Raw genomic sequence first — 11,482 nt, forward strand, 5'->3', positions numbered from 1 at the left:
CCGGGGTTTTGTCCGGGTCCTGCCCGGGGGGCGGGTGTTGTGCCGGTCGCGGGGCCCGGCCTTCGCTGGGGTCCTGCCCGAGGGGCGGGTGCCGGGCGGGTGCGCTGTCCGGCCTTGGCCCGGGTCTCGCCTGAGGTGCCGGCGCCGTAACCGAGACATCGCCAGGCCGGGGCCATGCCCGTGAGGGGCAGGTGCCGTGCCGGGCACGGCGTCCGGCCTTGCCCCGGTCTCGCCCGAAGGGCAGGCGCCGTAACCGGCATCGCCCGGCTTGCGCGGGTCCGGCCCGAGGGGCAGGTGCCGGTGGCGGGTGCACCGTCCGGGCTTTCGCCGGGTCCGGCCCGAGAGGCGGGTGTTGCGCTGGTCGCAGGGCCCGGCCTTCGCCGGGGTCCTGCCTGAGCGGCAGGCGTCGTGGCGGGTGCGCCGGCCGGTCCTTTGTCCGGGTCCCGCCCGAGCGGCAGGTGCCGTGACGCCGGGCCCCGGTGAAGCCCAGCAGGGCCCTCCGGTCACCGTGAAGTGGCCGGAGGGCCCTGGCCTGCTGCGGAGCGCCGACCGCTACTGGTCGTCCCGGTCCGCGGCGTCCTCCTCCGCCTGCTTCGCCTGCACCTCGGGGTCCAGCCCCGAGGCACCGCTGCCGTCCACCGAACTGAGCCGGCCGCCCGACTCGGGCACCTCCGTCGCCGCGGGCGGTTCCACCAGCCAGTCCGGGTTGGCCTGCTTGTCCCACCACTTCCATGCCGCGAAGGCACCACCGGCCAGCGCGGTCAGCACCGCCAGCACCTTCACGACCCGGCCGGCCCTGGACCGGCGAGCGTTCCTGCGGGCCAGCTTCTGGATGTCCTCCGCCGAGACCTGACCGCGCAGTGCGGCCAGGGCGGCGGCACCGCGCGAGGCGGCCTCGTCGCGGACCGGACCGGTCGCGGCCACGGCCTGCTCGATCTTCGGACGCGAGTACTCGGCGGCCTGCCGGGCCGCCTTGCGGGCGCGCAGCGCGGCCTCGTGCGCCGCCAGGTCCACCTTCGGCGGCACATGCGCGCGGGCCTGTTCCAGACGTGGGGCGAGCCGGGCGTCGTACTGTTCGCGGGCCTGTTCGGCGGCCTGCGACACCACGGGCGCCAGCCGTACGCGTGCCTCCTGCGCGTAGAGCGCGGCACGCTCCTTGGCCGTGTCGGCGTAGGGCGCCACCACTTCCGCGGCGTGCAGCACGCTGTCCTTTGCCGAGCCGGTCGCGGCGCGCACGCTGTCGATGCGGGTCACGGGTTCCTCCTCCTCGGTGGCGTACGGTATTTCGACTTTCCACCCTTTTACGGATCATGCCTGTCCGCGGTCCACGCGGCATGCGAGGACGGGCATATGGGTGCCGGTCACCCCTATAGGATCGATCCGGGACATATCCGGGCAACCTGAGCCTGCCTCGACCCTGCCACGAAACACCGCCCAGCGCTGCCTTCCGGGCGGAACCCGTGGCCGTCGGACGACGTACGGGCCCGGCCGTGCGAGGATCGGGGAGTCACAGGAAGACAACGGAAGGCAGATCGTGGCCGAGCAGCTTTACGCCACCCTCAAGACCAACCACGGCGACATCGTGGTCCACCTGTTCCCGGACCACGCGCCCAAGACGGTCGCGAACTTCGTCGAGCTGGCCCAGGGTGAGCGCGAGTGGACGCACCCCGGCACGGGTGAGAAGAGCAAGAAGCCGCTCTACAACGGCACGATCTTCCACCGTGTCATCAGCGGCTTCATGATCCAGGGCGGCGACCCGCTGGGCAGCGGCATCGGCGGCCCCGGCTACAAGTTCGGGGACGAGTTCCACCCGGACCTGTCCTTCAACAAGCCGTACCTGCTCGCCATGGCCAACGCCGGTCCGGGCACCAACGGCTCGCAGTTCTTCATCACCGTCTCCCCGACGACGTGGCTGAACCGCAAGCACACCATCTTCGGCGAGGTCACCGACGCGGCCAGCCAGAAGGTCGTCGACGCCATCGCCGGCGTGCCCACCGGCCGCAACGACCGCCCGGTCGAGGACGTCGTCATCGAGTCGGTCGTCGTCGAGAAGCGCGAGGGCTGAGCGCCCCAGCGCATCCCTCGGGGAACCAATCGCCCCGCTCGTCCGTACCAAGGATGAGCGGGGCGGGGCATTGCCGGGGGCAGTCCCACGACGAGCAAGGGGAACAGATGGACGAGGCCGCAGCCGGCACACAGGGCGCCCACCAGGTGCCCATGTGCTACCGCCACCCGGACCGCGAGACCGGCGTGCGCTGCACCCGCTGCGAGCGCCCCATCTGCCCCGAGTGCATGATCAGCGCCTCGGTCGGCTTCCAGTGCCCCGAGTGCGTGCGCGCCGGCAGCGGCACCGGACACGCCCCGACCGCCGCCCAGCCGCGCACGATCGCCGGCGGCACGCTCACGGCCGACCCGCGCCTGCTCACCAAGGTCCTGATCGGGATCAACCTCGCGGTGTTCCTGGCGCAGATCGCCCTCGGCGACCGCTTCACCAACCGGTTCGAACTGATCGGACAGGCCTACGCCCCCCTGCTCCCCGGGGTCCAGGGCATCGCCCAGGGCCAGTACTACCGCCTGCTGACCGCGATGTTCCTGCACGGCGGCTACGCCCACATCCTCTTCAACATGCTCAGCCTGTGGTGGATCGGCGGCCCCCTGGAGGCGGCCCTCGGCCGCGCCCGCTATCTCGCCCTCTACTGCGTCTCGGGCCTCGCCGGCAGCGCCCTCACCTATCTGCTGGCCGCACCCAACCAGCCCTCTCTCGGCGCCTCCGGAGCGATCTTCGGTCTCTTCGGTGCGACCGGCGTGCTGATGCGCCGGCTCAACTACGACCTGCGCCCGCTCGTCGCCCTGCTGGTGATCAACCTGATCATCACCTTCACCTGGGCGAACATCGCCTGGCAGGCCCACATCGGCGGTCTGGTCGCCGGTGTCGTCACCGGGTACGCCATGGTCCACGCCCCGCGCGAGAGGCGGACACTGGTCCAGTACGGCACCTGTGCCGTCGTACTCGCCGCCGTGGCGGTTCTCACGCTGGTCAGGACCGCACAGCTCACCTGATACCGAACCGTTGTCCACAGGCTGTGGCGAATCTTGTGCACGGCGTGCGGGTACAGCTGCGCCCCCTGTCGCTCGGATGCGTTTCCGCAGGTCAGACAGGGGGCGAACAGATGTATAGGGAACGTCGGGCCAGTCACACCGGCGTCAACGCCCGATGAGTTATCCACAGATGGTCGTTCTTTTTCCCCAGGTGTTGTCCCCAGGTACCTCTCCCAGGTGGACAACCTGTGGATAACTCAGTGGACCACTTCCGTGGACTACTTCCACTGCGTGGAGACGCCGAAGCCGGCGGCGATGAAGCCGAAGCCGACCACGATGTTCCAGTTGTCCCACGAGTCGATGGGCAGCGAGCCGTCGGTCACATAGAAGACGACGATCCAGGCCAGGCCGATGACGAACATGGCCAGCATGACTGGTGCGACCCAGGTGCCGCTGTTCAGCCTGATGGCCTGTGCCTGCTTCGCCGGCGGCGGCGTGTAGTCGGCCTTCTTGCGGATACGTGACTTCGGCACGAGGGTCTCTCCTGTCGATGCGCTGCGTGGCCGCGCAGGTAACTGGGTCGGGCGCGTCCGTTAGCGTAGTGCTTCCGTGGCGCCGAAGGAGATAAGAGTACGTTGAGCAATTCTGCCGACTCCCCCGGGACGGGGGCAACGGGCTCCGGCCCAGGCCGCGGCCGGCGCTTCCGTCCGGTGCGGGTGCTCACCGCGGCCGTGTTCGCCCTCGCGGGCCTCATCTTCTTCACCAGCTTCAACACGGCCAAGGGCACGGACATCCGGCAGGACGGCTCCCTGCTGAAGCTGTCGGACCTGATCCAGCAGCGCAGCCGCAAGAACAAGGAACTGGACGAGTCCAACGCGGCCCTGCGCGGGAGCGTGGAGTCCCTCGCCGAGAGCGACGACGGCAGCACCAAGGCGCAGGACCGCAGGCTCAGCGGGCTGGAGAAGAGCACCGGCACCCAGAAGCTCACCGGCCGGGCCGTCACCGTCACCCTCAACGACGCCCCGCCCAACGCCACGGCCAAGCTCCCCGGCTATCCCGAGCCGCAGCCCGACTACCTGGTCATCCACCAGCAGGACCTGCAGGCCGTGGTGAACGCGCTCTGGCAGGGCGGCGCCCAGGGCATCAAGGTCATGGACCAGCGGCTGATCTCCACCAGCGCGGTGCGCTGTGTCGGCAACACCCTGATTCTCCAGGGCCGTGTCTACTCTCCGCCGTACAGGATCACGGCGGTCGGGGACCCGGACAGGCTGCAGCAGGCACTCGCGGCGAGCAAGGCGATCCAGACCTACATGGTGTACGTCAACGTCTACGGCCTCGGCTGGAAAGTCACCGACGACGGGACGGTGACTCTTCCGGGTTACTCGGGCACAGTGGATCTGCACTACGCGAAGCCCGTGCAGTAGCCAGCCGTCCGTCGCGGAGGCGCCGGTGCGCGTGATCGTCCGGACCGTCAGCGAGCTGTGCATCACCGTCGGCGCCCTGATCGTGCTCTTCGTCGCCTACGTACTGTTCTGGACGGGCGTGCGGGCCGACAGCGCCATGAACGACCAGATCGATCAGCTGCACCGGCAGTGGTCGAAGGGGAGCGCGCGGCCGGTCGCCGTGACGAAGCCGGAGCGCCACCGCTACGGCAGCGCCTTCGCGATCATGTACATCCCGCGGCTCGGTTTCACGTGGAACAAGCCGGTCCTGGAAGGCACCGGCCGCGATGTGCTGGCCAGGGGGCTCGCCCACTACCGGGGGACCGCCCGGCTCGGCCAGACGGGCAACTTCGCGGTGGCCGGTCACCGGCGGACGTACGGCGACCCGTTCCTGGACTTCCCGAAGCTGCGGCCCGGGGACGCCGTCGTCCTCACGGACGGGACGACCTGGTTCACGTATCGGATCGACAAAGGCCCCTACAAAACCGTGCCGACGGACGTTGAGGTGATCGACCCTGTGCCACGTAAGTCCGGGTACACGCGTCCCGGCCGCTACCTGACGCTGACCACGTGCGATCCGGAATGGGGCCACAGCCACCGGCTGATCGTCTGGGCGCACCTGGACTCCACGCAGTCTGTGGAGGCAGGCGAACCGGCGGCGCTGCGCCGTTAGTCTGTTGGCGTACGGCGTGCGTCTGGTGCCGTGGGGATACGGAAGGAACGGCATGTACGGCTGGATCTGGCGGCATCTGCCGGGAAACGCCTGGGTGAAGGCGCTGATCTCCCTAGTCCTGATCCTGGCCGTGATCTACGTCCTCTTCCAGTACGTCTTCCCGTGGGCCGAACCGCTGCTGCCCTTCAACGATGTGACGGTGGACAACCAGTGAGTGCGCGGATTCTCGTCGTCGACAACTACGACAGCTTCGTCTTCAACCTCGTCCAGTACCTGTACCAGCTGGGTGCCGAGTGCGAGGTGCTGCGCAACGACGAGGTGTCGACGGCGCACGCCCAGGACGGCTTCGACGGTGTGCTGCTCTCGCCCGGACCGGGAACGCCGGAGCAGGCGGGCGTGTGCGTGGAGATGGTCCGCCACTGCGCCTCGACCGGCGTGCCCGTCTTCGGGGTGTGCCTCGGCATGCAGTCGATGCAGGTGGCGTACGGCGGGGTGGTGGACCGGGCGCCCGAGCTGCTGCACGGCAAGACCTCGCTGGTGGAGCACGAGGGCAAGGGCGTCTTCGCGGGCTTGCCCTCCCCCTTCACGGCGACCCGCTACCACTCGCTGGCCGCCGAGCCGGGCACGGTCCCGGCCGAGCTGGAGGTGACCGCCCGCACCCACGACGGCATCATCATGGGCCTGCGGCACCGGGAACTCCCGGTCGAGGGCGTGCAGTTCCACCCCGAGTCGGTGCTGACCGAGCACGGTCACCGGATGCTGGCCAACTGGCTGGCGGAGTGCGGCGACCAGGGTGCCGTGGCGAGGTCGACGGGGCTGGCCCCGGTGGTGGGCAGGGCCACGGCGTGACCGCACTGCGCCCGGAGCGCGAGACCGATGCCTCGTACGGGGATCAGTCGTACGAGGCTTCCGGTGCGCTTGGTGAATGGGACGCGGCGGGCGCGGGGTACCAGGAGTCGTACCGGCCTGTTCCGGACGACGAGACGATGGCGCTGCGGATCACCGACCCGCCGCCGGGTCCGCGGAGCGGCTCCATACGCGCCTCTGCGGCCGCTGCGGCCCCTTCCGGCTCCTCCGCCACCGGAACCGCGGGCGGAGGGCGTGCGGCCCGCAGAAAGGCCGCCAAGCGGCGCGGTGGGCGCCATGGAGGCGGCGGCCGGGAGGCGGCGCCCGCCGAGGCACCGGAGCCCGGCCGGCCGCTGTCCCGGGTGGAGGCGCGGCGGCGGGCGCGGCGGCGCAAGCCGAGCCCGGCCGTCGTCGCGAGCCGGGCGATCGGCGAGGTGTTCATCACCACCGGTGTGCTGATGCTGCTGTTCGTCACCTACCAGCTGTGGTGGACCAACGTCCGCGCCCACGCGCAGGCGGGCAGTGAGACGCACCAGCTCCAGGACGACTGGGCCAGCGGTAAGCGCAGCCCGGGTGTCTTCGCGCCGGGCCAGGGCTTCGCCATCCTGCACATCCCCAAGCTGGACGTGGTCGCCCCGATCGCGGAAGGCGTCAGCAACCGGAAGGTGCTCGACAAGGGCATGGTCGGGCACTACGGCGAGCCCCCGCTGAAGACGGCGATGCCCGGCGACAGGACCGGCAACTTCGGACTCGCCGCCCACCGCAACACGCACGGTGAGCCGTTCCGGTACATCAACACGCTCAAGGCCGGCGACGCGGTCGTGGTCGAGACACAGGACACGTACTTCGTGTACAAGGTGACCTCGATGCTGCCGGTGACCTCGCCGTCCAACACCAGCGTGCTGAACCCCGTCCCGAGGGGCTCGGGTTTCACCGAACCCGGCCGCTACATCACCCTCACCACCTGCACACCGGAGTTCACGAGCAAGTACCGGCTGATCGTCTGGGGCAAGATGGTCGAGGAACGCCCGCGCAGCAAGGGCAAGCCGGACGCGCTCATCGAGTAGGGCATCGTAGGGCCGAAGCGAGTAAGGGCAAGGAACTGTGGCAGCGACCGCCGACGACACCGAAGAACACACGGACGCGTCCGATCCGGATCCCACCCCGCGCGGCCGGCGTCCCGGCCGTGTCGCCACGGCGGTCAGCGTCCTGGGTGAAATCCTCATCACCGCAGGCCTGTTGCTCGCCCTGTTCGTCGTCTACTCCCTGTGGTGGACGAACGTGATAGCGGATCGCAAGGCGGACAAACGGGCCGACCAGGTCCGCGCACACTGGGCCCACGCCACGGACTCCACTCCGGGTGCGCTGGACACCAAGGACGGCATCGGCTTCCTGCATGTGCCGTCGATGCGCAACGGCGAGGTCCTGGTCGAGAAGGGCACGGGCACAGACGTCCTCAACGACGGCGTGGCCGGCTACTACACGGACCCGGTCAAGGCGACCCTCCCCATGACCGGCAAGCCCGGCAACTTCACCCTCGCCGCCCACCGCGACGGCCACGGCGCGAAGTTCCACAACATCGACAAGATCGAGAAGGGCGACCCGATCGTCTTCGAGACTCGGGACGACTGGTACGTCTACAAGGTCTACTCGGTCCTGTCGGAGACCTCGAAGTACAACGTCAAGGTCCTCTCCCCGATCCCGAAGGAGTCCGGCAGGAAGAAGCCGGGCCACTACATCACCCTGACGACCTGCACCCCCGTCTACACCTCCGAGTACCGCTACGTGGTGTGGGGCGAACTGGTCCGGGTGCAGAAGGTGGACGGCAAGCGGACGCCGCCGGCGGAGCTGGGTGACTGAGTTACTTGCAGCAACTCAGTCACCCAGCATGAAGGAGGCCCGAAGCCGCAACTTCGACTTGCAGCTTCGGGCCCCTTTGCGTCACGTCGTAACTACTCCAAGACCTTCAGCAGCTCCCCGGCGCTCCACTCCTCCAGCATCCCACGGTGCACGGCGGTGATCCCTGCCTCGGCGGCGATGCGCAGAGCCTCAGGGGCGAAGGGGCAGGTCGCCACAAAGAGTGCCACTTAAGCGCTGTGCAGCACCTTGGCGGACCCGACGAACTTCTGCACGTCGGGGCTTGTGATGTTGAGGCAGGGCGCGAACCGCTTGCACTGGGCGGCGAGGCGTCGACCGTCGGCCGTGAGCCTGATGATGCCGACGCCCCGGTCTCCAGGACCGCCCCGCACGACGCCGGTGCATCCGTCACGGCTCAGAACGCCGCCAAACGATCTCGGTGACTCACCTTCCACCGCCAGCGCAGGCAGGCGTGCAGAGCCCGGGTCTGCACGGTGTGTCGGCGCCCTTGTGGGCGGACAGATTGCCCAGGATCACGTAGATCGGGGCGCCGTCCGGGCGGGCGGCACGGACCGACTTCCGCGCGGTAAGCGTGTTGGCGGCACCCTTCCTGCGGCAGTTGACGCCCCACAGAGTGTCCTCGCCGACCGAGTAGCAGCCATGGAAGTAGCGCACTCCATGGGGGCGCCTGCACCACCTGGGCAATCACCGGAACGGTTTCCGCCGGCCTGGCCAGCAGCATCATCGCGCGCCTATAGCGCACCGAAATGGTGCTGCCCGGCGCATGACATCCCCCTGACGGCGTGCACCACGTTTGCACCTCGGAGTACCGCTACATGGTGTGGGGCGAGCTGGTGCGCGCGGAGAAGGTGGAGGCAGGGCATCTACAGGTCGTTGTCTGAATAACGACGCTTGTCCTTGAGGGGAAGTTCGGGGTGAAGATACGTTCCTTCTTGCGTCGAGATCATTCAGAACTGAGAGGACATCATGCGGACGTTTCTAAAAGGCTGCGGCGTTGGTGTAGCGGCACTTGCCCTTACGACTCTCCTCCCAGCCTCGGCTCAAGCTGCCACGCTTACGGCGAGCTGCATGACGACCGGAGCCAACGGCAGCCTGCGTGTCGAAAACTTCTTTGGGGCCACTGATCACATAGCCCTCTCGTTGACGTCGTTTGACTCTCGTTCCGACGGAGCGAGCGCGGCGGTTCGTTTGGTTACGAAGAATGCGCAGGGAAAGACCAGGTACTGGTCGTGGCACGTCAATACCGGTGGGTACGAGAGCATGCAGGACTGGAAGACTCACGCCGATGATGACAGCGGCATCTTCGACGTCGGCGTACAGGTCGGAAGATTCAAGGCAAACAGGCTACTGAACTCTTGTACGGGCTGGTCAACGGCACACTAGGCGTACCTTGCAAGCGAGCCCTGGCATCTACGAGGATGCCAGGGCTCACTTGTAAGGGATGGCATCAGCCGTTGTTGCCGCCGAGGAGGCCGCCGTTGCCGTTCCCGCCGCCGCCGAAGTCGAAGGTGTTCAGGACGATCGGGGTACTCGGATCGGCCTGGGTTCCGGGCGTCGGGTTCTGCTGGATGACCCGTGCCTTGTCGTCGCCCGGCCCGTTGACCTGGAAGTTCGTGTAGCCGTTCTGCTGAAGGATCTGCTCGGCCTCCTTCAGGGTTTTCCCCGTGACGTTCGGGACCTGGCCCTGCGTCTGCTGGCCGCCCTGGAACTTGCCGACGTTGAGCGTGACGGTCGAGTTCTTCGGCACCTGCTGGTTGCCCTGCGGGCTGGTCGAAAGGACCTTGCCGTCCTGGTCCTGGTTGGGCGTGGGAGTGTCGGTGCAGTTGGCGGACAGGCCCTGGTTCTGCAGTTCGCTCTTCGCGTCGTCGCAGGACTTGCCGACGAGGTCGCCGGGAATGGTGACCTTGTCCTCGGGCTTGGCAACCGTGAGGGTGATCGTGGTGCCCTTCTCGACTTCCTTGCCGAGTACCGGGTCCTGTTCCAGTACGGTGCCCGGCTGCTCCGTCGAGACCTTTGTCTCCTTCACGACGTGGAACTGGTATTTGTCGCTCTCCAGCGTCGCCTTGGCCTCCTGGAAGCTTTGGCCAAGGACACTTGGCACGGCAACCTTGGGCGCGCCGGTCGACACGGTCAGGTCGATCGTGCTGCCCTTGTCCACCTTCCCGTTCTTCGGGTCCTGGTCGCAGACGTTGCCCTTCGGCTGGTCGTCGCAGGGCTTCCTGGTGACCGACACCTTCAGGTCGACGTTCGCGGCCATCTTCCGGGCCGTTTTCTCCGGCTGGCCGATGAAGGCCGGCACCGGCACCTTGCCGTCGTCGCCGTTGTGGCTGGTCGCCACCCACTTGCCGATCAGGATCGCGCCGACCAGGACCAGGATGCCCGCGACCACCAGGAGGATCGTGGAGGTGCTGGACTTCTTCTGCGGCCGGCCGCGGCGGCCGGAGCCGTCGTCGTAGCCGAAGCCGCCGTCGTCCGGGTTCATCGGCGGGAGCATGCTCGTGGCGCCCGCGCCGGCGTCGGCGCGCAGGGCCGTCGTCTGCTGGTCGTCGGGGTAGCCGCCGTAGCCCACCGCGCCCAGCGCGGCCGTCGCCGCGACCGGCTGGCCGTCCAGACAGGCCTCGATGTCGGCGCGCATCTCGTCGGCCGACTGATAGCGGTAGTTCGGGTCCTTGACCAGCGCCTTCAGGACGATCGCGTCCATCTCGGGGGTGATCTCGGGGTCGAAGACCGACGGGGGCTGGGGCTCCTCGCGGACGTGCTGGTAGGCCACCGCCACCGGGGAGTCGCCCACGAAGGGGGGCCGTACCGTCAGCAGCTCGTAGAGCAGGCAGCCCGTCGAGTAGAGGTCCGAGCGGGCGTCCACCTGCTCGCCCTTCGCCTGCTCCGGCGACAGGTACTGGGCCGTACCGATCACCGCGGCCGTCTGGGTCATGGTCATGCCGGCGTCGCCCATGGCGCGGGCGATGCCGAAGTCCATCACCTTGACCTGGCCGTTGCGGGTCAGCATGACGTTGGCCGGCTTGATGTCGCGGTGGACGATGCCGTTGCGGTGGGCGTACTCCAGGCCCTGGAGGATGCCGATGGTCATTTCCATGGCACGCTCGGGCAGGAGCTTCCGGCCGGAGTGGAGCAGCTCACGGAGCGTGGAGCCGTCTACGTACTCCATGACGATGTACGGGATCGAGACCCCGTCGATGTAGTCCTCGCCCGTGTCGTAGACCGCGACGATCGCGGGATGGTTGAGCGAGGCGGCCGACTGGGCCTCCCGGCGGAACCGGGCCTGGAAGGACGGATCACGCGCGAGGTCCGCGCGCAGCGTCTTCACCGCCACGGTGCGGCCGAGCCGGGTGTCATGCGCGAGGTAGACCTCCGCCATGCCACCACGGCCGAGCACCTGGCCCAGCTCGTACCGGCCGCCGAGGCGACGCGGCTCTTCCATAGTTCCCTACCAGCCCTCTCCGTCGGTCCCGGCCGCACAGTCGTGTGGCCGGAGGCTGCCGTCCGGGCCTACCGTACCCGGCTCGCTTTGTGTGACCTGGCCAAGCCCGCAACCCGATACAGGACCGGTATCGCAACGTGCGGCGATGTGAAGGAGACGTGACGG

12 protein-coding genes and 1 pseudogene are annotated in these 11,482 nt (G+C 68.5%); 8 read left to right on the forward strand and 5 right to left on the reverse strand.

Translation table 11 applies throughout. The features are described 5' to 3' along the window. Positions 1–552: 552 nt before the first annotated feature. On the reverse strand, positions 553–1,254 hold the full coding sequence (locus ABT171_RS10900; RefSeq protein ID WP_351242092.1) for a DUF5324 family protein: 702 nt from the start codon (positions 1,252–1,254) through the stop codon (positions 553–555). A 280-nt stretch (positions 1,255–1,534) separates the two neighbouring features. On the opposite strand from ABT171_RS10900, the gene ABT171_RS10905 reads away from it, so the two are divergent. Both ABT171_RS10905 and ABT171_RS10910 read left to right on the forward strand, forming a co-directional pair. After that, positions 1,535–2,065 (forward strand): peptidylprolyl isomerase, encoded by a 531-nt coding sequence (locus tag ABT171_RS10905; protein ID WP_351242094.1) that lies wholly within the window; start codon positions 1,535–1,537, stop codon positions 2,063–2,065. Between the two features lie 107 nt (positions 2,066–2,172). Further along, positions 2,173–3,060, forward strand: coding sequence for a rhomboid family intramembrane serine protease (locus tag ABT171_RS10910; protein ID WP_351242096.1), 888 nt, complete (start codon positions 2,173–2,175; stop codon positions 3,058–3,060). 257 nt (positions 3,061–3,317) lie between these two features. Here the strand turns inward: ABT171_RS10910 and crgA are convergent, their stop codons facing one another. Next, positions 3,318–3,572: a cell division protein CrgA gene (gene crgA, locus ABT171_RS10915; RefSeq protein WP_351242098.1), complete on the reverse strand. Its 255-nt coding sequence runs from the start codon at positions 3,570–3,572 to the stop codon at positions 3,318–3,320. Between the two features lie 102 nt (positions 3,573–3,674). On the opposite strand from crgA, the gene ABT171_RS10920 reads away from it, so the two are divergent. From ABT171_RS10920 to ABT171_RS10945, 6 genes are read left to right on the forward strand one after another with little or no spacing between them, the layout of a single operon-like run. Further along, positions 3,675–4,463: a DUF881 domain-containing protein gene (locus ABT171_RS10920; protein WP_351242100.1), complete on the forward strand. Its 789-nt coding sequence runs from the start codon at positions 3,675–3,677 to the stop codon at positions 4,461–4,463. 25 nt (positions 4,464–4,488) lie between these two features. Further along, positions 4,489–5,154, forward strand: coding sequence for a class E sortase (locus tag ABT171_RS10925; RefSeq protein WP_351242102.1), 666 nt, complete (start codon positions 4,489–4,491; stop codon positions 5,152–5,154). 52 nt (positions 5,155–5,206) lie between these two features. After that, complete coding sequence (locus tag ABT171_RS10930) at positions 5,207–5,368, forward strand: hypothetical protein (protein ID WP_208875658.1); 162 nt, start codon at positions 5,207–5,209, stop codon at positions 5,366–5,368. Further along, entirely contained in the window at positions 5,365–6,003 is a 639-nt protein-coding gene (locus ABT171_RS10935; protein ID WP_351242104.1) for an aminodeoxychorismate/anthranilate synthase component II, read from the forward strand. The genes ABT171_RS10930 and ABT171_RS10935 overlap by 4 nt, the downstream gene beginning before the upstream one ends. Beyond that, the gene (locus ABT171_RS10940; RefSeq protein ID WP_351242106.1) at positions 6,000–7,067 is read left to right on the forward strand and encodes a class E sortase; all 1,068 of its coding nucleotides are present in this window, start codon (positions 6,000–6,002) and stop codon (positions 7,065–7,067) included. Before ABT171_RS10935 ends, ABT171_RS10940 begins: the two co-directional genes overlap by 4 nt. Before the next feature lie 37 nt (positions 7,068–7,104). Continuing rightward, positions 7,105–7,860 carry a class E sortase gene (locus ABT171_RS10945; RefSeq protein ID WP_351242108.1) on the forward strand — a complete coding sequence of 252 codons (756 nt, stop codon included), beginning with the start codon at positions 7,105–7,107 and terminating at the stop codon, positions 7,858–7,860. 92 nt (positions 7,861–7,952) lie between these two features. On the opposite strand, the gene ABT171_RS10950 is transcribed toward ABT171_RS10945, so the two are convergent. From ABT171_RS10950 to pknB, 3 genes and pseudogenes are all read right to left on the reverse strand, one after another. Beyond that, positions 7,953–8,087 (reverse strand): hypothetical protein, encoded by a 135-nt coding sequence (locus tag ABT171_RS10950; protein ID WP_351242109.1) that lies wholly within the window; start codon positions 8,085–8,087, stop codon positions 7,953–7,955. Between the two features lie 191 nt (positions 8,088–8,278). Then, a pseudogene (locus ABT171_RS10960) lies at positions 8,279–8,562 on the reverse strand (IS630 family transposase); the annotation flags it as partial. A gap of 763 nt (positions 8,563–9,325) precedes the next feature. Next, positions 9,326–11,317 (reverse strand): Stk1 family PASTA domain-containing Ser/Thr kinase, encoded by a 1,992-nt coding sequence (pknB, locus tag ABT171_RS10965; RefSeq protein WP_351242113.1) that lies wholly within the window; start codon positions 11,315–11,317, stop codon positions 9,326–9,328. Positions 11,318–11,482: the final 165 nt, after the last annotated feature.

The sequence above is a fragment of the Streptomyces sp. NPDC001851 genome, from assembly GCF_040297165.1.
Classification (GTDB): domain Bacteria; phylum Actinomycetota; class Actinomycetes; order Streptomycetales; family Streptomycetaceae; genus Streptomyces.